The sequence below is a fragment of the Arthrobacter sp. 9AX genome, assembly GCF_902506095.1.
GTDB lineage: Bacteria > Actinomycetota > Actinomycetes > Actinomycetales > Micrococcaceae > Arthrobacter.
In genome coordinates, this window is record NZ_LR733293.1 from 546079 (window position 1) to 565781 (window position 19703).

Below are 19703 nucleotides of genomic sequence, written 5' to 3' on the forward strand. Positions count from 1 at the left end.
CCCCATCCTAGGCAGGGCCGGTCAGGAGGCCCCGCAGCGGGGCCGGCCCGATGCCCGGTAAACTTGATGATTGTGACTTCCCAAAACACCCCCTCGCCCAAGAACGCCCCGGAGCCGCTGGATGCCAGCGAGCAGATGCGGATCCGCATGGAGAAGCGCGCCAAACTGATCGAGCGCGGCGTTGAGGCGTACCCGGTTGGTGTTGAGCGGACGCACTCCCTCGCCGAGGTCCGCGAAAAATACGCCCACCTCGAGGCCGACGACACCACCGGCGACATCGTGGGCATCACCGGCCGCGTGGTGTTCGTCCGCAACACCGGCAAGCTGTGCTTTGCCACCCTCCAGGAGGGCGGAACGGACGGCAAGGGGACCCGCCTGCAGGCCATGCTCAGCCTCGCCAACGTGGGTGAAGAAGCGCTCGCCGAATGGAAGGCGCTCGTTGACCTTGGCGACCACGTGTTCATCCGGGGCGAAGTCATTTCCTCGCGCCGCGGCGAGCTGTCAGTCATGGCCGATTCGTGGTCCATGGCCTCCAAGGCGCTGCGCCCGCTGCCGGTCCTGCACGCGGAGCTGAATGAGGAAACCCGCGTCCGCCAGCGTTACGTGGATCTCATGGTCCGCGACGAAGCCCGCGAAATGGTCTACACACGCGCGGCCATCACCCGATCCATCCGCGAGACGCTGTTCCGCCACAACTATGTCGAGGTGGAAACCCCCATCCTGCAGCTGGTCCACGGCGGCGCGCTGGCGCGGCCTTTCGAGACCCACATGAACGCCTTCGACCAGAAGATGACCCTGCGCATCGCCACCGAGCTGTACCTCAAGCGGGCCGTAGTGGGCGGCATCGACCGCGTCTACGACATGGGCCGGGTGTTCCGGAACGAAGGCGTGGACTCCACCCACAGCCCGGAATTCACCACGCTGGAGTGCTACGAGGCGTGGGCGGACCAGTTTGTGATGGCGGAGCGCATCAAGGAGATCATCCTTGACGCCGCCGACGCCGTGGGTGCCGGCCGTGTGCTCCAGACCGAGGCAGGGGAGATTAACCTCGACGGCGACTGGGCCTGGGTTTCCGTGTACCCCGGACTGTCCGACGCCGTTGGACAGGAAGTCACACCGGAAACTCCGCTCGAGGTGCTCCGCGGCATTGCCGAAAAGCACGAGGTCAAGGTTGACCCCAAGTGGGACGCCGAGAAACTGGCAGTTGAGCTCTTCGGCGAAATCGTCGAGCCCACGCTGCTGAACCCCACCTTCGTCTACGACTACCCGCCCTCCGCCCAGCCGCTGGCCCGCCCGCACCGCAGGGACGGCCGGCTGATCGAGGCCTGGGACCTCATCATCGGCGGCATGGAGCGTGGCACCGCGTTCTCGGAACTGATCGACCCCGTCATCCAGCGCGAGCGGCTCACCGAACAGTCACGGCACGCGGCTGCCGGGGACGACGAGGCAATGCAGCTGGACGAGGACTTCCTGCGGGCGCTTGAATACGGGGCTCCCCCCATGGGCGGCATCGGCCTCGGGATCGACCGGCTGGTGATGCTGTTCACCGGTGCCGGCATCCGCGAAACCATCCTGTTCCCGCTGCTGAAGCCCGAAGGGCACTGACCATGGAATACGTAGCTGTGCTGCTTCCCTCCATTGTGGTGGGGCTGATCTTCTGGTTTGCCATGAAAGCCATCTTTAATGCGGATAAGTCCGAGCGCCAGGCAGAAGCGCGTGCGCAGGCAGAGGCCGAAGCGCAGGGAGCTTCCCCTGCCGACCGCAACGACCCCGAGTCCAATAGATAAAAGACCCACAACTTTCTGCCTTTATCCGCAGGAACCATTAGACGCTTTGACGCGTTGCCATAAAAAGAGTCATACTTTTTAGGAAACATCCTGCTTTTCTGAAAACCGAACCTTTCCCAAAGGAAGACTTTTAATGGCACAGAAAGTAAACATCATCCTCGTTGATGATCTGGATGGGGGATCCGCAGACGAGAATGTCAAGTTTGGCCTTGACGGGGTCAACTACGAGATCGATCTTTCGGCGGCTAATGCCACCGAACTTCGCTCCTCATTGGAGCGGTTTATCGGCGCCGCGCGAAAGGCTTCCGGCGCCAGTGGCCGGACCGCCCGGACGAAAGCGCCCACCGGTGGCCGCAGCCACGATTCGGCCCAGATTCGTCAATGGGCCCGCGAAAACGGCTACACGGTTAACAGCCGCGGCCGAATTCAGGCTGAAATCCAGGAAGCCTACCAAAAGGCCAATTCCTAGTTACGGCGTCAGCCCAAGTAATAAGCCCTGCTTCCTATTTTGGAAGCAGGGCTTTTTTGGCTGCGGAACCTAAAATGTGCGCCGCTCCCCGCAATTTTCTCCTGCAGCCGGGACGCTTTCATGCGGGTCCGGTCCGCGGGGCAGCAGAATCGCTCCTCCCTACTGTCGGCAGACCTGGAAGCGGACGGCGGAATCACCTGTTGCAGTGGCGGGCGGCTCCGTCTTCCGGCGGCTTCGATGCCCCGTCATCGTGGCGGTGGAAGCCCTTGAGAGGGGCCGTATGGAATATTCCGTGAACGTCCCGGTTTCCCCTGTGGCGAACACGCTCCACAACTTCCGGCAGGCCACGTAGCATCAAAGTACGTCGTAGCTAGGAGTGTGGCGAAATGTTTGAGCGATTTACGGACCGTGCCCGTCGCGTAGTTGTGCTTGCCCAAGAAGAGGCACGCATGCTGAACCACAATTACATTGGTACCGAACACATCCTCTTGGGTCTTATCCACGAGGGTGAAGGCGTTGCCGCCAAAGCTCTTGAGTCCTTGAGCATTTCGCTCGACGGCGTTCGCGAGCAGGTGCAGGAGATCATCGGGCAGGGCCAGCAGGCGCCGTCCGGCCACATCCCCTTCACTCCCCGTGCCAAGAAGGTGCTGGAGCTCTCGCTGCGCGAAGCACTCCAGTTGGGCCACAACTACATCGGCACGGAGCACATTCTGCTCGGCCTCATCCGCGAGGGTGAAGGCGTTGCCGCCCAGGTGCTGGTCAAGCTTGGTGCCGACCTCAACCGGGTCCGCCAGCAGGTCATCCAGCTCCTGTCCGGATACCAGGGCAAAGAAACCACCGGCGCAGGCGTTGGCTCCGGCCAGCCCGAAGGCGCTCCGGCCGGCTCTGTAGTCCTGGACCAGTTCGGCCGCAACCTCACCCAGGCTGCCCGCGAGAACAAGCTGGATCCCGTCATCGGGCGCGAGCAGGAGATGGAACGCGTTATGCAGGTCCTCTCCCGCCGCACCAAGAACAACCCGGTGCTCATTGGTGAGCCGGGCGTCGGCAAGACGGCCGTCGTCGAAGGCCTTGCCCAGGCGATTGTCCGCGGCGACGTCCCGGAAACCATCCGCGACAAGCAGCTCTATACCCTGGACCTCGGGTCCCTGGTGGCCGGCTCCCGCTACCGCGGTGACTTCGAAGAGCGCCTGAAGAAGGTCCTCAAGGAAATCCGCACCCGCGGCGACATCATCCTGTTCATCGACGAAATCCACACCCTCGTTGGTGCCGGCGCCGCGGAAGGCGCCATCGATGCTGCTTCCATCCTCAAGCCCATGCTGGCCCGCGGTGAGCTGCAGACCATCGGTGCCACCACCCTGGACGAGTACCGCAAGCACATCGAGAAGGACGCCGCTCTGGAGCGCCGCTTCCAGCCCATCCAGGTCAAGGAACCCTCCGTGGCGCACGCCATCGAGATCCTCAAGGGCCTGCGGGACCGCTACGAAGCGCACCACCGCGTCACCATCACCGACGGCGCCCTGGCCTCCGCTGCCAGCCTCGCCGAGCGCTACATCTCGGACCGCTTCCTGCCGGACAAGGCGATCGACCTGATCGATGAAGCAGGCGCACGGCTGCGCATCCGCCGCATGACCGCTCCGCCGGAGCTCAAGGCCATGGACGAGCGCATCGCGAAGCTGAAGATGGAAAAGGAGTCCGCGATTGACGCGCAGGACTTCGAAGGTGCAGCAGCGCTCCGTGACAAAGAGCAGAAGATGATCACCGAACGCTCCGAAAAGGAACGCCACTGGAAGTCCGGCGGCATGGACGATATCTCGGAGGTGGATGAGGATCTCATCGCCGAGGTGCTGGCCAACTCCACCGGTATCCCCGTCTTCAAGCTGACCGAGGAAGAGTCCTCGCGCCTGCTGAAGATGGAAGACGAACTGCACAAGCGCGTGGTGGGCCAGGACGAGGCCATCAAGGCACTGTCCCAGGCCATCCGCCGCACCCGTGCAGGGCTCAAGGATCCCAAGCGTCCCGGCGGCTCGTTCATTTTCGCCGGCCCCACCGGCGTCGGCAAGACCGAGCTGGCAAAGGCACTGGCGGAGTTCCTGTTCGGTGAAGAGGACGCCCTCATCACGCTGGACATGTCCGAGTACTCCGAGAAGCACACCGTCTCGCGGCTCTTCGGTGCCCCTCCGGGCTACGTCGGCTACGAGGAGGGCGGCCAGCTGACCGAGAAGGTCCGGCGCCGTCCGTTCTCCGTGGTGCTGTTCGACGAAGTGGAAAAGGCCCACGCGGACCTCTTCAACTCGCTGCTGCAGATCCTGGAAGACGGCCGCCTGACCGACTCCCAGGGCCGTGTGGTGGACTTCAAGAACACCGTGATCATCATGACCACCAACCTGGGTACCAGGGACATCTCCAAGAGTGTTGCCACCGGCTTCCAGTCCGGCACCGACACGCAGACCGGCTACAACCGCATGCGTGCCCGTGTGACCGAGGAGCTCAAGCAGCACTTCCGCCCCGAGTTCCTGAACCGTGTGGATGACGTTGTGGTGTTCCCGCAGCTCACCCAGGACGAGATCATCGAGATCGTGGACCTGTTCGTGACCCGCCTCGAGAAGCGGCTCAAGGACAAGGACATGGGCATCGAGCTGACCAAGGCCGCCAAGGTGCTCCTGGCAACCCGCGGCTACGACCCCGCCATGGGTGCGCGGCCGCTGCGCCGCACCATCCAGCGCGAGATCGAGGACCAGCTCTCCGAGAAGATCCTGTTCGGCGAGATCCACCCCGGCGACATCGTTGTTGTGGACGTTGAAGGCGACGGCGACGACGCCAAGTTCACGTTCGCCGGCAACGCCAAGCCGCGCATACCGGAAATCGCCCCGAGCGTCTAAGTACCAAAACCGAATAAGTACCAAAACCGAAAGGCCCCGCCCGCTCCACCACAGGAGCAGGCGGGGCCTTCCGCTTTGCCCGCCGTCCCGTCCCTCGGTGCCTGGCGGGTCCGGCGCAGGGAACGTTCCGCGCCCCCCGGCGGGAACTACTCAGGGCGCCGGTTTGTGATATGGGACACATGGCGTGTTGAATCGGGGGCATGGCTAACTTGGAACCGGTGATCCCGGATGAGCAACCTTTGACCCCTTTTCATGATCTCGACCACTACCTGTCCATCCCGCGGGTGAGTGGGCTGGCGCTGAGCCCTGACGGCAGCCGCCTGGTCACCACCGTGGCTACCCTCAACGGCAAGGGAACCGAATTTGCCTCGGCGCTGTGGGAACTGGACCCTGCCGGGCAGAAGCAGGCGCGCAGGATCACCCGAAGTGCCAAGGGTGAGGCGGGGGCGGCGTTCGCGGCCAACGGCGATGTCTACTTCACCTCGGCGCGGCCCGATCCTGAAAGCCCGGAGGACGACCCCGTCAAGGCCCTCTGGCTGCTGCCGGCCGACGGCGGCGAAGCGCGCGTGGTGCTCAACCGGCCCGGCGGTGTGGGTCCGGTGCTGACCGCCCGGAATGCCGACGCCACCTTCGTCGTCGCGGAAGTCCTGTCCGGTTCGACGGATGAAGACGACGACGCCGAACGCCGCAAGTCGCGCAAAGACAACAAGGTCTCGGCCATCCTGCACAGCGAATACCCGGTGCGGTACTGGGACGCGGACCTCGGGCCCGGCCAGCCGCGGATCTTCGCCGTCGAGGCCGGGAAAGAGGAGGAACCGGGCAAGCCCGCCACCGTGGACTCCACCGCGCCGCTGGTACTGCGGAACCTGATGAAGGACGCGGGACCACGGCTGCGCGAAGCGGAAACCGCGGTCAGCCCCGACGGCCGGACCATCTATACGAGCTACACCAGGCCGCTGGCCAAAGCAGACAGCCGCTCCAGCCTGGTGGCCGTTGACGTGGCGTCCGGAACCACAACGGTGCTCCTGGATCACGAGGGGATGAGCTACTTTCCCGGCCCCGTGAGCCCGGACGGGAACACCGTGGTGGTAGTCAGCGAGAGCGACAGCACTCCGCACCAGGCCCCAGAGATCAAGCTGCACCTCCTTGACGTCTCCGAAGGCGCCGGGCCGGGAACGGCCCCGCTGACGCCCCTGGCGCACGACTGGGACCGCTGGGCCAGGCCCGCAGCGTGGCTGCCGGACGGTTCCGCTGTGCTCGTCACAGCGGACGACGACGGCGCGTCGCCGGTTTTCCGGATCAGCCTCCCGGCCGCGGCCGCTGAAGTGAGCGTCTCCCGGGTGACGCACGACGCGGCGGCCTACACCGACGTCGTCATTTCGCCCGACGGGCGCCACGCCTATGCCCTGCGGAGCTCATATGAGTTCCCGCCGGAAGCGGTCCGCATCGACTTGCAGACCGGGGAGGCGACCCGCCTGCCCGCCCCGGCCCAACGGCCCTCCCGCTCCGGCAGGCTCGAACGGATCGCGGCCACGGCTGCTGACGGCTCCCGTGTTCCGGCGTACCTCGCCCTGCCCGAGGACGCGTCGGCGGAATCGCCGGCTCCGATGCTCCTGTGGATCCACGGGGGACCGCTCGGATCCTGGAATGCCTGGACCTGGCGCTGGAATCCCTGGCTCCTCACCGCCCAGGGATACGCCGTGCTCCTGCCAGATCCGGCGCTCTCAACCGGCTACGGCCAGAACTACATCCAGCGGGGGTGGGGCGCATGGGGCAAGGCCCCGTTTGCGGACCTTATGGCCGTGACTGACGCCGCCGTCGGCCGGGCCGACATAGACGCCGAGCGCACCGCTGCGATGGGCGGCTCCTTCGGCGGCTACATGGCCAACTGGGTTGCCGGCCAGACCGACAGGTTCAAGGCCATCGTGACCCACGCAAGCCTTTGGGCACTGGACCAGTTCGGCCCCACCACAGACGCCTCGCAATACTGGCTCAAGGAAATGACCGAAGAGATGGCAATGCAGAACTCCCCACATCTCCACGTCGAAAAGATCAGCACGCCCATGCTGGTAATCCACGGCGACAAGGACTATCGGGTGCCCATCGGTGAAGGACTGCGGCTTTGGTACGAGCTGCTGTCCAGGTCACAGCTCGCCGCCGACCAAAACGGCCGGACCCCACACCGGTTCCTGTACTTCCCGGACGAGAACCACTGGGTCCTCCAGCCACAGCACGCGAAGGTCTGGTATGGGGTCGTAGAGCACTTCCTGGCCCGGAACGTCCTCGATAAGGATGTGCCTCTTCCTGCTGAGCTGGGACTCTAGCCGACGCAGGCCGCAGCGGTAGGACATCCCATGCTGAACTCCGCCGGGCACCCAGGGTCCCAGCCACACCGCTCGTGCCTAAAGAGGCCCTTCCCGCGGGGTGTTGCAGCCTTGCCGGTCCGTCCGCGCCTCTCTCTTTTTGGGGCTAGGGGGCGCTGGCGGTTTGCGGTTCCGGCTTGTTGGGGTTCTTCTTTCCTCGGCCGTGTTTTAGGTGGAAGTAGGCGTAGCAGGCCGCGACGAAGGGGATTCCGAAGTAGAGGGCTGTGGCCTGGGTGGGGTCGAAAGCTGTTCCTATCAGGGAGATGACGCACAGGATAAACGCGGCTATGGGCAGCAGGGGGAAGAGCGGGGCCCGGTAGGGGAGCGATGCCGGGTCGCCGCCCGCCTGCAGGAAGTTCCGGCGGTGGAAAAAGTGCGCTGCCGTGATGGACATCCAGACGCCCACCGTGGCGAACCCGGCAACGGACACCAGGACCAGATAGACGGTGGTTGGTGCCACCACGCTGCTGATCAGCGACGCGAGGCCGCCCAGCATGCTCACGCAGAGGGCAAGCAGAGGGATGCCGCGTTTTGTCAGCTTCTGCAGGGCCTTTGGTGCGTGGCCCTCATCCGCCAACGAGAAAAGCATCCGGGCGCAGGAAAACAGGCCGCAGTTCCCTGCCGACAGAAGGGCCGTGATGATCACGAAATTCATGATGTCGGCGGCATACGGAATGCCCAGCTGCGAGAAAACCGTGACAAAGGGGCTTTGCTCCAGCGACGTTTCCTCGTAAGGCACCGTACCGGCGATAACGGCAATGGCCCCAACGAAGAAAATCATCAGCCGGATAACGGTGGTGCGCATGGCCTTGGGGATATTGACTGCAGGGTTGGCAGTTTCTCCTGCCGCCACGCCAATGAGTTCAGACCCCGAAAATGCGTAGAACACAGCAAGCGTGGTGATCAGAACGCCGGTAATTCCATTCGGGAACAGGCCCTGCGGCGTACTGAGGTTGTCGCCAAGGAACGGGTATCCGTTTTCGGCAAGGGGATGAAAGCCCAGCAGGGCCGCACCGCCCAGGACAATCAGCCCAATGACGGCGGTGACCTTTATCAGCGCAAACCAGAACTCTGATTCACCAAACACCCTGGAAGAGATTGCGTTGAGCGTGAACAGCACGGCTGCAAAAACCAGGCACCAGATCCAGACATCCACCTGCGGGAACCAGCGCTGCATCAAAAGGCCCGCGGCGGTGAATTCGGACCCCAGGGCCACTGCCCAGCAAAGCCAGTAAAGCCAGGCCGTGGCAAAACCGGTTGCTGGACCTATGGACCTCGCCGCGTAAATATGGAAGGCGCCGGAAACCGGGTATGCAACAGCCAGCTCACCCAGGCAAGCCATCACCATGTACACCACCACAGCGCCGAGGAGGTAGGCGATGATTGCGCCCAGCGGCCCGGCCTGGGCAATGGTGTAACCCGAACTGAGGAACAGGCCGGACCCAATGACCCCTCCCATCGCTATCATCACCAGGTGGCGGGCCTCCATGGACCGTCGAAGGCCCTGTTTCTCGTGTTGCGCCAACGGTACATCGGTCAGCGTGGGGGAGCCTGTGGCCATTTTTCCTCCGGGTCGGACGGCTGCACCTCTAAGGTGAGTCAGGTAACATCCGCAACACTGGTTGTTCGCGTCCCGGGTCGGCAAATCCCGAGGGACGTGGACTCCGAACTCTTCGCCAAGACCCCCGCTTCCCTTGGCCAAGCCCCAGCAAACCTTCATCTCAGCACCTCTATGAAGGCGGTTCCTTGGCTGCGCTCCCCAACCGGAGGGGCCGGGGTCATTTGTGTAGCTTGCGTCAGAGCGACGAAGGAGCAGCAAGCGGCAAATGGCGCCGGCGCCGCAGCGAACGGAACCGGAACGCCAATGCGAAGCGTCGGATCGGTGCCCTCGAGCAGTGGAACTAGGATTGCTCTGTGACTGACTCCTTCCATATCCGCCCCGCCCGCACCAGCGATGTGTCCGCCATCAAGAAACTTGTAGCGCCGCTGGCTGAGCAGCGGATCCTGATGGCCAAGGAGACCGTGGCGTACTACGAGAGCCTGCAGGAGTTCCGCATCGCGGAGGCGGCCGACGGCGACATCATCGGCTGCGGCGCGCTCCACGTGATGTGGGAGGACCTGGCTGAGGTAAGGACTTTGGCTGCTTCCGGGGACTGGCGGGGGAAAGGCGTCGGCCATGTCCTGGTGGAGAGCCTCCTTGAGGACGCCCGCGCCCTGGGCGTCGCCCGCGTTTTCTGCCTCACCTTCGAGGTGGACTTCTTCAAGCGCCACGGCTTCGAGGTGATGGCGGACCAGTCCGCCGTGGATCCCACCGTGTACTCGGAGCTGCTCCGGTCCCACGACGAAGGTGTGGCCGAATTCCTGGACCTTGCCCGGGTGAAGCCGAACACCCTGGGCAACACGCGCATGATCAAGTTTCTCTGACTCTCTTCCCGGGTAGGGCCACGCCGGCGCTGACAAGCGGTAGCCGTAACAGCCTGACCAGCACTTTGTTTTACTCGATTTGATGGATAAACTGGCTCCGGCCGGGTTGGGGGGCCCAGGGAGAGGGACAGTCATTGGGGGCTGTCCCTTTCCTGTATCCACAGGAAGCCGGACCTACCGCCCCGCCATCTGCCGGTAGTAGGGTCAGATTGTCATCCTCCAGGAACCACACCAGGAGCAACGCCATGAAGAAACTCATCAACGATCCCAAATCGGTAGTTGACGAATCCGTGCAGGGTTTTGGCCAGGCACATTCAGATCTCGTATCCGTAAATTCAGACCCCATTTTCGTCACGCGCAAGGACGCGCCCGTCAGTGGGAAAGTAGGCCTCGTCTCGGGCGGCGGCAGCGGCCACGAGCCGCTCCACGCCGGCTTCGTGGGGAAGGGAATGCTCGACGCCGCTGTGCCGGGGGCGGTGTTCACCTCGCCCACGCCGGACCAGATCCTTCCGGCGACGCTCGCAGCCAACTCAGGTGCCGGCGTCGTGCACATCGTGAAGAACTACACCGGCGACGTCCTGAACTTCGAAACCGCGGCAGAACTGGCAGAAGGCGAGGGGGTGAACGTCCGCACTGTCCTGGTCAATGACGACGTCGCCGTGGAGGACTCGCTGTACACGGCGGGCCGCCGCGGCGTGGGCGGGACCGTGCTGGTGGAAAAGATCGCCGGGGCCGCCGCCGAACGCGGTGACGACCTCGACGCCGTGGCCGCCATCGGCGAACGAGTAAACAGCAACGTCCGCACCATGGGTGTTGCCTTGACGGCCTGCACCGTTCCCCATGCGGGCAAGCCCAGCTTCGACCTGGCCGAGGACGAAATCGAGATCGGCATCGGAATCCACGGTGAACCGGGCCGGCACCGCATTCCCATGGAGAACGCGGACGGCATCACGGACCGCCTGCTGGAGCCAGTGCTGTCCGATCTCGGCGTTACCTCGGGAGACAAGGTGCTCCTCTTCGTCAACGGCATGGGCGGCACTCCGCTCAGTGAGCTGTACATCGTCTACCGGCGGGCCGCGCAAGTGCTCGCGGACCGGGGCGCCGCCGTCGAACGCTCCCTGGTGGGCAACTACATCACCTCCCTGGAAATGCAGGGCTGCTCCATCTCCGTACTGAGGCTGGATGACGAGCTGACCGGGCTCTGGGACGCGCCGGTGCACACGGCAGCACTGCGTTGGGGCCTGTAGCCGTGGTACTGGACGTGACCTGGACCGTCAAATGGCTGACCCTGTGCGCGCAGGCCATGGCGGAGCACCGGGTGGAGCTCATCGAGCTGGACCGGGCCATCGGGGATTCCGACCACGGCGAAAACATGGACCGGGGTTTCCAGGCTGTCCTGGACAAACTGTCCGAGTCGCCGCCCGAGACCCCGGGTGCTGCGCTGAAGCTCACGGCCATGACACTGATGTCCAAAGTGGGCGGCGCCGCCGGCCCGCTGTACGGCACGGCCTTCCTGCGCGCCGCCACGTCCCTGGGCGACGCCGCCGAGATCGATCCTGCCGCCTGGGCCGGTGCCCTCACCGCCGCCCGGGACGGGATTGTGGCCCGCGGCAAAGCGGAACTCGGGGACAAAACCATGGTGGACGCGTGGACGCCGGCGGCTGAAGCGGCGGGCAAGGCAGCCGGAAACGGCAGCACGGACCCGTTAACCGTCCTGGTGGCCGCGGCCGAGGCAGCCGAGGCCGGAGCAGTGGCCACGGACCCGCTCGTAGCCAGGAAGGGACGCGCCAGTTACCTCGGGGAGCGGAGCGCCGGGCACCGCGACCCGGGCGCGGCTTCCACCGCCCTGCTCCTGCGTGCCGCGGTGAAGGCGGCGGCGTGACCGTCAGCATCGTAGTGGTTTCCCATAGTGAGAAGATTGCCGACGGCGCCGCGGAACTTGCCGCGCAAATGGCGCCTGACGTCCTCATCCTGCCGGCCGGGGGCACCTCCGACGGCAGGATCGGCACCAGCCTGGAAAAGGTCATGGCAGCCCTGGACCAGCTGTCCAACGGTGGTGGAGCGGTGGTCCTCGCCGACCTGGGATCGGCAGTAATGACCGCGGAATCAGCGCTTGACCTCGTGGACAACCCGGCCGATGTTGTGCTGGCGGACGCTCCCCTCGTGGAAGGACTCGTGGCCGCTGCGGTTGCAGCCCAGGGTGGCGGCGACGTGCAGGCGGTCAAGCGGGCCGCGGAAGCAGTCCGCGGCCCGGCCAGGCACCCCGAAAGCACGGCAGTGCAGGAAGTGGCAGAAGGCTCAGTCACCGGTTCCGGCCCCGACTTCACAGGCGACTTCGAACTCATCAACGAGGCCGGGATGCACGCACGGCCTGCCGCGAAGATTGCGGGTGGTCTGGCGTCCCTCGATGCCGAAGTCCAGGTCAATGGCGTCGATGCCACCTCCATGACGGCGCTGATGACCCTGGCGGCCGGCAAAGGTTCGGTGCTGCACATTGAAGCCTGGGGCGTGGACGCCGAACGTGCCGTGAATTACGTGGGCGGGCTGGTGCAGGCAGGCTTCGGCGAGCCATAGGCCCGGTTGCCTGTCCTTGGTGCCTGAACAACCTCAAAAGATGCTCCGGCGGTGTGTTCGCAAGGCTGGAGCGGACTACTGCGAATAAGCTCGATGCCATGGAACGGCTCGGCCTCGAAGACAACACCCCCGGTATCGAAGTGCTTGAGGGGCAAATGTCCGTTGAGGAACTCCTCACCGACCTGGGCTTCGCCTGGCTTCCGGAAGCCGCGGGCGGAGCCGGTACCGAAGCATCATCCGAGGAGAACTTCAGCCAGCCCGCCCTGTTCTAGGCCTGGCTCCCGCTCCAGCTCCAGCGTCAGGTCCGCTCCCGCAGCCCGGCGGCATCCAGCAGCACTGAGGCAGAGATGAACCGGCCGCACTGCTCACCAAACGGGTAGTCGCCGCGCGGGCGGAAGTCCAGTGACTGCACGGGCAGGGCTGACCCGTCCGGCGCTGTTGCGGAAGCCGTCACGGACATGGGGGATTCGGTAAGGCTCTCGAGGAACAGGGTGGCGATCTTCGTCCCGTCAGGAGACGCCGTCGCCGAGCAGACGCCCTCCGGGGTGCAGCCCTGGTCAATCGATGCACTGCCCGGCCGCAGCTCCAAACCTTCTTCCTTGCACTGCCCGTCCTGGCACGCCTTGAGGTGCAGTTTATCCACCTGCGGCGCGTAATCCGCTGCGATGGTGACCGATAGGGCAGTGGCCTGGGCGATGGCCGGGCAGGGAACCGCGCCCGGGCCGGGGCCGCACGCAGTGGCGAGTCCCGCCGTCGTCAGCAACGCCAAAAGCAGCCCACGCTTGCCCATACTTCAGCCTAAGGCAGGGCACGGAGCCTGCCTCCGGCCGGGCCCAAGTGATGCAGACATCGTTATTCTGCCTCACGAAACGGGTCTGCATCAGCCCATGCGATTCCCCCGGGTTCCGGTCACCACGACGTATGCCGTCCCGCGTACCTCTCTCGGCGCGCGCCACTTACCAGTGGCTAGGCAGGGAGCCGGTACCCGCCGTCGTGCACTTCCGCGAGGCCGTCGGCAAGCAGCCCGGCCAGTGCCCGGTCAAGCTGCTCCGGTGCGGAGTTGAGCCGGTGGAGGGCCGCCAGCGGCACCCCGATCCCGCCCGGCGCGAACCCCAGGTCCGCCGGCTCCCGCTGGAACATCTCCGCCGGCACCGGTACATCAGCGAGGCGCAGCACGGCCATCACGGCTCCGCGCACCTGGCGGTCAGTACCGTGCCAGGCCTGGCCCTTGGGGACGTACGACGGCGGCGGCTCACCGGCGGCCCGCCAGGCGCAGGAGTCCCGGACCGGGCAGTCACCGCACCGGGGTGCGCGGGCTGTGCAGACCAGCGCGCCCAGCTCCATAACAGCAGCGTTCCAGCGGACTGACGTGCCGTCGTGGTCAGGCAGGAGCCGCGCGGCGAGCCGCATCTCCGCTGCCGTCAGGGCAGGGGAGGGGAGCGCGACGCCGGAGACCAGCCGGGCGTGGACCCGCCTGATGTTGGTGTCCACTACGGTTTCCCGGCGTCCATAGGCGAACGCCGCCACCGCCGCGGCCGTGTAACTGCCAACCCCGGGCAACGCCAGCAGTTCGGCGTAGGTGTCCGGGACCTTGCCGCCGTGGTCCTGGACAATGGCAACCGCTGCCGCATGCAGCCGCAGCGCCCGGCGCGGATAACCCAGCCGGCCCCAGGCGCGCACTGCCTCTCCGGCCGGTTCTCCAGCCAACCCTGCGGGAGTGGGCCAGCGCTTCAGCCACTCGTGCCAGACCGGCAGCACACGGACCACGGGGGTCTGCTGCAGCATGATCTCACTGACCAGCACACCCCAGGCCGAACATGCGGGCCCGCGCCAGGGAAGGTCCCGGGCAATGCCGGCGAACCAGGTGTTGATACGGGTGTGCAGCTCCTGCAGCTCCGGTCCCGACGGGAAACGGGCAGGCGCGGCTGTGGTCAAGGCTTCAGTATCGATCCCAACACTGTAGTGGATCGCTTCGGGCAGCCTGAAACAGGGCTGGGGCGCTCCTATGCGGGATGTGACCAGAGCGATGGGCCCGCCGGCGGCGTGGTGGCGGGGCAGAACCGTGGCCGTTCTCTAGCCTAGAAGGATGGGCGGGCACGGCAATTCATCACGAGGCAGTACAACGGCATCCGGATCCTCGACCCGGAAGCCCAGCCCTGCCGTGTACCGCCGGCGCCGGCTGTTCCTCGTTGTGGCGTTGTTGATGGTCATCGGGCTTGTGGTGGGCGGCTTCTCACTGGCCGGCGCTTTCAGCGGTCAACCCGCATCGTCTACCGACCCCGCCGCCGGCGCGACGGCCTCCGCTGACCCCTCCAGCCAGGCTTCGCCGTCGGCTGCCCCGGATCCCACCCCAACCCCGTCGGCGACGCCCACCTGCAACCAGAACCTGGTGACCGTTTCCGCCTCGACGGACAAGGCCGCCTACGGACCCGACGAAAACCCGTTGCTGACGCTCAAGGTCACCAATGGCGGCACCATGCCGTGCGAGGTCAATATTGGAACCTCGCAGATGGAATTCCTGGTGACCAGCGGCGCGGACAGGATCTTCTCGTCCAAGGATTGCCAGGCGAAGAGCGAGGACCTGGTGAAAATCATCGCCCCGGGAGCGAGCGAGACCGCCAACTTCCCGTGGCCGCGCAACCGCACGGTTGAAGGCTGCCAGCCGGTGGAAGCCAAACCGGGAGCAGGTGGCGCGTACTACATTTACACCGCGAAGCTCGGTTCCAAAGCCAGCCCGAAGGCTGTTTTCCAGCTGAACTGACCGCCGCCTGCGGGCGGTTCCTAGAGGAAGCGGTCCAGCAGGCTTGCCTCGGCCATCCGGCTGAGGCCTTCACGCACCGTCCGGGCGCGCTGGTCGCCGATGCCGTCCACCGTCATAAGGTCCTCGATCGTGGCTGCCATCAGGAACTGCAGGCCGCCGAAGTGGTCCACCAGGCGGTCCGCAACAGCCTTTGGAACTGCCTTGAGGCCTGAAAGCAGCCGGTAGCCCCGGGGCTGCACCACGGCATCCAGGTTTGCCTCGCCGCCGGCAAACCCTACGATGCTGGAGATTTTGCCGAGGTCAATCAGTTCGGTGGGGCCGAGGTTCACGAGTTCGTTGACGGCTTTTTCGATGTCCTCGGCGGAGGCGGTGGGGCCGGCGTAGTCACGGATGATCACGTCGCTGCCGGGGCCGCGGCCCACAGTCAGTTCATCGAGCTGAAGCGACAGGAGCCGGCCGTCCTCGCCAAGTTCCAGGACGTACTGGGAGATTTCCTCCGAGATGCGGCGGACCATTTCCTGGCGTTGGAGCGTGACGGCGACATCCCGCACTGTGACCATCGCTTCGATTTCCAGGGCAGACAGCGAGCTGGTGACCTGGTCCAGGCGCGAGCGGTAGCGTTCCAGGGTGGCAAGGGCCTGGTTGGCACGGGCCAGGACCTTTTCGGATCCCTCCAGTACGTGCCGGAGGCCGTTGACGTACAGGGCGATGATCTGCATGGACTGGCTGACCGAGATCACCGGAACACCGGTCTGGATGGCCACGCGTTCGGCCGTGCGGTGGCGGGTGCCGGATTCCTGGGTTTCGATGCTGGAATCGGGGACGAGCTGGACGGCGGCGCGCAGGATGTTGCCGGCGTCCTTGTCGCAGATGATGGCGCCGTCCATCTTGGCCAGTTCACGGAGCCGGGTGGGGGAGAAGTCAATGCCAATGTCGAAACCGCCCGAGCAGATGGAGTCGATGGTCCGGTCAGAGCCCAGGACAATCAGCGCACCGGTCCGTCCACGCAGGATCCGCTCCAGCCCGTCGCGCAGCGGGGTTCCGGGTGCCACTCTGGCCAGGGTTGCCCTGAGAGATTCTTCGGGGCTCCGCGCCATTAGGTAATTCCCTTCGAAGGTGCGGACCGTCGCCCGCAGAAATGCCGGCTTTACTGCTCGGCCGGCAGGATCAAAAAGTACTCATTTCCCGCAAGCTCAATGATAGGGGTAAGAATGGGTAACTTCCGCACGGGCAAGCCCTAAAGTGCCCCACTGAGGCATGTTCGGAGGATGCTGAAAACGCGTTCGACGGCGGGCGGCCGCGCAGGCATTTTGCCGCAGCTGGCCGTCCCGGCGCCCGATGACCGATGCCGACAGCAAATGCCAGGACGTTGATGCCGGCCGGATCCGTGTGACGGCCTGAGCGAGGGGGCTGGCAGGCAGCCGGCTACCGGTTTGCGGCGCTGCGATAAACTGGAACTTGGCTGTCCGCCACCTGTTACCGGCCCCAGGGCCGCCTTGCCCCGGAGCGCAATGCCCGGAAAAGGCGCCGTCAGCGCCCCGGCAGTCCCACCCGCAGCGAAAGTAGCACCGTGTCCCAAGATGTCCTGACCCCCGCCAAGGTCTCAGCCATTCACAAAGAAGCGGGCCGGCGTCGGACCTTTGCTGTTATTTCCCACCCTGACGCCGGCAAGTCCACGCTGACTGAGGCACTGGCCCTGCATGCCAAGGTGATCGGTACGGCCGGCGCTTCCAGCGGCAAGGCCAACCGCAAGGAAACCGTCTCCGACTGGATGCAGATGGAGAAGGACCGCGGCATCTCCATCAGTTCCGCGGCACTCCAGTTCTCCTACCGCGACACCGTCATCAACCTCCTGGACACTCCCGGCCACGCCGACTTCTCCGAGGACACCTACCGGGTGCTCGCGGCCGTCGACTGCGCCGTCATGCTGGTGGATGCCGCCAAGGGCCTGGAAACCCAGACCATGAAACTCTTCGAGGTCTGCAAGCAGCGCAACCTGCCCATCATCACCGTCATCAACAAATGGGACCGCCCGGGCCTGGACGCGCTGGCCCTGATGGACGAAATCACCGAACGCACCGGCCTCCAGCCCATGCCCCTGACCTGGGCCGTGGGCATCTCCGGCGACTTCCGCGGCGTCTGGGACCTCCGCAACGACCGGTTCGCCCGGTTCCAGCGCAACAACGCCGGCGCCCAGATCGCCCTCACCGAGTACTTCACCCCGGAGGAAGCGGCGGAAAGCCAGGGCAGCAACTGGTCCGACGCCGTGGACGAAGCCGGCCTGGTGATCGAATCCAACCTGGAATTCGACGTCGAAAGCTTCCACGCCGGCAAGGCCACCCCCATCCTTTTCAGCTCCGCCGCGCTCAACTTCGGTGTCAAGGAACTGCTGGACGCACTGGTGGACTTCGCCCCGCCGGCGGCTCCGCGCCCGGATATCGAGGGCAACCCGCGGCCCGTCGAATCATCCTTCTCCGGGTTCGTCTTCAAGGTTCAGGCCGGCATGAACAAGGCACACCGGGACCATGTGGCGTTCATCCGCGTCTGCTCCGGGGTGTTCGAGCGCGGAATGGTGGTCACCCAGACCCGCACCGGCAAGTCGTTCGCCACCAAGTACGCGCAGCAGGTGTTCGGCCGCGAACGCGAAGTCATCGACGAGGCCTACCCCGGGGACGTTGTGGGCCTGGTCAACGCGTCCTCACTGCGTGTGGGCGACAGCCTGTTCCTTGAGGACGCGGTGGAATACCCCGCCATCCCGCTCTTCGCGCCCGAGCACTTCCAGGTGGCCCGCTCCAAGGACCCCAGCAAGTTCAAGCAGTTCCGCCGGGGCATCGAACAGCTCGAACACGAGGGCGTCATCCAGGTGCTCCGCTCGGATGTGCGCGGCGACCAGGCTCCGGTGCTTGCCGCCGTCGGCCCCATGCAGTTCGAAGTGGTGGAAGACCGCATGGCGCACGACTTCAGCGCGCCCATGCGGCTGGAACGCCTGCCCTACTCGCTGGCCAGGATCTCGACGGCGGACGCCATGCCTGCGCTGGCGAACGTAGTGGGCGCCGAGGTGCTTTTGCGGTCCGACGGCGAGTACCTCGCCTTGTTCAACGACGTCTGGGCGCTTCGCCGGATCGAAAAGAACCACCCCGACCTCACCCTTGTGCCCATCGGCACCCACAACCCTGCAAAGTAGCCAACGATGACTGCAATCCAACCCCGCGCGCTGGTCACCGGCGTCGGCACTATCAACCCGCTCGGTTCTTCGGTGCCCGAAACCTGGGCCGCCCTGGTGGCAGGAAAGTCCGGCATCGCAGCCCTGGACGCCGACTGGGCGGAGCAGTTGCCCGTGAAGATCGCAGGGCAGGTAACCGCTGACCTCACCGAACACCTCAGCACCCGCGAGATGAAGCGGATGGACCGGTGCGGGCAGCTGGCGCTGGTCGCCGCGCGGGAAGCCTGGAAACAGGCGGGTTCCCCCGAGGTCGATCCGGAGCGCTTCGCAGTGGTGATCGGATCCGCTTATGGCGGGCTGGGCTCCACGATCGAGCAGGACCGCACCCTCGCTGCGTCCGGCCCGCGCAAGGTCTCGCCGCACACCCTCACCCGGCTGATGGTCAACGGCCCGGCCGCCTGGGTGTCCATCGACCTCGGTGCCCGCGGCGGTGCCCGGACGCCGGTCAGCGCCTGTGCCTCCGGGGCCGAGGCGATTGTCCAGGCAGCCGAAATGATTCGCTCCGGTGCCGCCGACGTCGTGATTGCCGGCGGCGTGGACGCCTCGGTCAACGACCTCGTGATCACCGGCTTCTCGCAGATCCGTGCGCTGTCCACCCGCGACGGCGATCCACAGCAGGCATCACGGCCGTTCGACGGCGGCCGGGACGGCTTTGTGCTCGCAGAGGGCGCCGGTGTGGTGGTGCTTGAGAGTGAGGAGCACGCGCGGGCCCGCGGCGCCGCCGTCCTGGGGGCTGTAGCCGGGGGAGCCGTGACGTCCGACGCGAACGACATCGTGGCTGCTGATCCCGCCATGCAGCGGCGGGTCATGCAGAAGGCCCTCGAATCCGCGGGCCTGGCCGCCGAAGACGTCGGCTTTATCCATGCACACGCCACTTCCACCCCTGTTGGCGACCGGCTCGAGGGCCAGGCCATCAACGCCATCTTCGGCGCCGACATCCCGGTAACCTCCACGAAGGGCCACACCGGCCACCTGCTGGGCGGCGCCGGGGCACTGGCCGCTGTGGTGGTAGTGGAAGCCCTTCGGACCGGGATGCTGCCGGGGACCCTCAACGTTGAGTCGCTGGACCCCGAGGTGGAGCTTAACGTGATCACCGAAGGCGCCCGCCCGCTCCAGCCAGGGATTCCCTCGGCCGGGCTGGTGAACGCCTTCGGTTTCGGCGGGCACAGCGTTGCCCTGGTGATCACGGGCTCCTAGGTTCCTGCCCCGGCCTGTTTCCGGCG

Annotated in this window: 17 protein-coding genes; 13 read left to right on the forward strand and 4 right to left on the reverse strand. The window is 65.6% G+C overall.

The features are described from left to right. Nucleotides 1-66: 66 nt before the first annotated feature. The 5 genes from lysS to BACI348_RS02515 all read left to right on the forward strand — a co-directional run bounded on the left by lysS (nt 67) and on the right by BACI348_RS02515 (nt 7459). The gene (gene lysS, locus BACI348_RS02495) at nt 67-1605 is read left to right on the forward strand and encodes a lysine--tRNA ligase (protein ID WP_159823800.1); all 1539 of its coding nucleotides are present in this window, start codon (nt 67-69) and stop codon (nt 1603-1605) included. Nucleotides 1606-1607: 2 nt separating this feature from the next. Continuing rightward, nucleotides 1608-1787: a hypothetical protein gene (locus BACI348_RS02500; RefSeq protein WP_159823801.1), complete on the forward strand. Its 180-nt coding sequence runs from the start codon at nt 1608-1610 to the stop codon at nt 1785-1787. Nucleotides 1788-1920: 133 nt separating this feature from the next. After that, nucleotides 1921-2256 carry a histone-like nucleoid-structuring protein Lsr2 gene (locus tag BACI348_RS02505; protein WP_159823802.1) on the forward strand — a complete coding sequence of 112 codons (336 nt, stop codon included), beginning with the start codon at nt 1921-1923 and terminating at the stop codon, nt 2254-2256. 386 nt (nt 2257-2642) lie between these two features. Then, entirely contained in the window at nt 2643-5135 is a 2493-nt protein-coding gene (locus BACI348_RS02510; protein WP_159823803.1) for an ATP-dependent Clp protease ATP-binding subunit, read from the forward strand. Between the two features lie 200 nt (nt 5136-5335). Then, complete coding sequence (locus tag BACI348_RS02515) at nt 5336-7459, forward strand: S9 family peptidase (protein WP_159823804.1); 2124 nt, start codon at nt 5336-5338, stop codon at nt 7457-7459. A gap of 145 nt (nt 7460-7604) precedes the next feature. Here BACI348_RS02515 and BACI348_RS02520 read toward each other — a convergent pair whose 3' ends face one another. After that, entirely contained in the window at nt 7605-9059 is a 1455-nt protein-coding gene (locus BACI348_RS02520; RefSeq protein ID WP_159823805.1) for an amino acid permease, read from the reverse strand. Nucleotides 9060-9412: 353 nt separating this feature from the next. Between BACI348_RS02520 and BACI348_RS02525 the strand changes: the two genes are divergently transcribed. From BACI348_RS02525 to BACI348_RS02545, 5 genes are all read left to right on the forward strand, one after another. Further along, on the forward strand, nt 9413-9922 hold the full coding sequence (locus tag BACI348_RS02525; RefSeq protein WP_159823806.1) for an amino-acid N-acetyltransferase: 510 nt from the start codon (nt 9413-9415) through the stop codon (nt 9920-9922). 245 nt (nt 9923-10167) lie between these two features. After that, entirely contained in the window at nt 10168-11169 is a 1002-nt protein-coding gene (gene dhaK, locus BACI348_RS02530; protein ID WP_159823807.1) for a dihydroxyacetone kinase subunit DhaK, read from the forward strand. A gap of 2 nt (nt 11170-11171) precedes the next feature. Continuing rightward, the gene (gene dhaL / locus BACI348_RS02535) at nt 11172-11804 is read left to right on the forward strand and encodes a dihydroxyacetone kinase subunit DhaL (RefSeq protein ID WP_159823808.1); all 633 of its coding nucleotides are present in this window, start codon (nt 11172-11174) and stop codon (nt 11802-11804) included. Next, the gene (gene dhaM, locus BACI348_RS02540; RefSeq protein ID WP_159823809.1) at nt 11801-12496 is read left to right on the forward strand and encodes a dihydroxyacetone kinase phosphoryl donor subunit DhaM; all 696 of its coding nucleotides are present in this window, start codon (nt 11801-11803) and stop codon (nt 12494-12496) included. The genes dhaL and dhaM overlap by 4 nt, the downstream gene beginning before the upstream one ends. A gap of 98 nt (nt 12497-12594) precedes the next feature. Beyond that, the gene (locus BACI348_RS02545) at nt 12595-12768 is read left to right on the forward strand and encodes a hypothetical protein (RefSeq protein WP_201298361.1); all 174 of its coding nucleotides are present in this window, start codon (nt 12595-12597) and stop codon (nt 12766-12768) included. A gap of 26 nt (nt 12769-12794) precedes the next feature. Here the strand turns inward: BACI348_RS02545 and BACI348_RS02550 are convergent, their stop codons facing one another. Both BACI348_RS02550 and BACI348_RS02555 read right to left on the reverse strand, forming a co-directional pair. Further along, nucleotides 12795-13286 carry a hypothetical protein gene (locus tag BACI348_RS02550; protein WP_159823810.1) on the reverse strand — a complete coding sequence of 164 codons (492 nt, stop codon included), beginning with the start codon at nt 13284-13286 and terminating at the stop codon, nt 12795-12797. Nucleotides 13287-13462: 176 nt separating this feature from the next. Beyond that, nucleotides 13463-14389: an iron-sulfur binding domain-containing protein gene (locus BACI348_RS02555; RefSeq protein WP_201298480.1), complete on the reverse strand. Its 927-nt coding sequence runs from the start codon at nt 14387-14389 to the stop codon at nt 13463-13465. Nucleotides 14390-14582: 193 nt separating this feature from the next. Between BACI348_RS02555 and BACI348_RS02560 the strand changes: the two genes are divergently transcribed. Further along, nucleotides 14583-15257, forward strand: a complete 675-nt coding sequence (locus BACI348_RS02560; protein WP_159823812.1) for a hypothetical protein — start codon at nt 14583-14585, stop codon at nt 15255-15257. A gap of 20 nt (nt 15258-15277) precedes the next feature. Here BACI348_RS02560 and disA read toward each other — a convergent pair whose 3' ends face one another. After that, on the reverse strand, nt 15278-16354 hold the full coding sequence (gene disA / locus BACI348_RS02565; protein ID WP_159823813.1) for a DNA integrity scanning diadenylate cyclase DisA: 1077 nt from the start codon (nt 16352-16354) through the stop codon (nt 15278-15280). Between the two features lie 473 nt (nt 16355-16827). Between disA and BACI348_RS02570 the strand changes: the two genes are divergently transcribed. Beyond that, the gene (locus BACI348_RS02570) at nt 16828-18441 is read left to right on the forward strand and encodes a peptide chain release factor 3 (protein WP_159823814.1); all 1614 of its coding nucleotides are present in this window, start codon (nt 16828-16830) and stop codon (nt 18439-18441) included. A 6-nt stretch (nt 18442-18447) separates the two neighbouring features. Next, entirely contained in the window at nt 18448-19677 is a 1230-nt protein-coding gene (locus BACI348_RS02575) for a beta-ketoacyl-[acyl-carrier-protein] synthase family protein (protein WP_159823815.1), read from the forward strand. The last annotated feature ends 26 nt before the right edge of the window (nt 19678-19703 follow it).

Bases quoted from the DNA above. Each gene is read 5' to 3' on its own strand.
- lysS (WP_159823800.1), top strand. From the start codon at position 67: ATGATTGTGACTTCCCAAAACACCCCCTCGCCCAAGAACGCCCCGGAG.
- BACI348_RS02500 (WP_159823801.1), top strand. From the start codon at position 1,608: ATGGAATACGTAGCTGTGCTGCTTCCCTCCATTGTGGTGGGGCTGATC.
- BACI348_RS02505 (WP_159823802.1), top strand. From the start codon at position 1,921: ATGGCACAGAAAGTAAACATCATCCTCGTTGATGATCTGGATGGGGGA.
- BACI348_RS02510 (WP_159823803.1), top strand. From the start codon at position 2,643: ATGTTTGAGCGATTTACGGACCGTGCCCGTCGCGTAGTTGTGCTTGCC.
- BACI348_RS02515 (WP_159823804.1), top strand. From the start codon at position 5,336: ATGGCTAACTTGGAACCGGTGATCCCGGATGAGCAACCTTTGACCCCT.
- BACI348_RS02520 (WP_159823805.1), bottom strand. From the start codon at position 9,059: ATGGCCACAGGCTCCCCCACGCTGACCGATGTACCGTTGGCGCAACAC.
- dhaK (WP_159823807.1), top strand. From the start codon at position 10,168: ATGAAGAAACTCATCAACGATCCCAAATCGGTAGTTGACGAATCCGTG.
- BACI348_RS02545 (WP_201298361.1), top strand. From the start codon at position 12,595: ATGGAACGGCTCGGCCTCGAAGACAACACCCCCGGTATCGAAGTGCTT.
- BACI348_RS02550 (WP_159823810.1), bottom strand. From the start codon at position 13,286: ATGGGCAAGCGTGGGCTGCTTTTGGCGTTGCTGACGACGGCGGGACTC.
- BACI348_RS02560 (WP_159823812.1), top strand. From the start codon at position 14,583: ATGGGCGGGCACGGCAATTCATCACGAGGCAGTACAACGGCATCCGGA.
- disA (WP_159823813.1), bottom strand. From the start codon at position 16,354: ATGGCGCGGAGCCCCGAAGAATCTCTCAGGGCAACCCTGGCCAGAGTG.
- BACI348_RS02575 (WP_159823815.1), top strand. From the start codon at position 18,448: ATGACTGCAATCCAACCCCGCGCGCTGGTCACCGGCGTCGGCACTATC.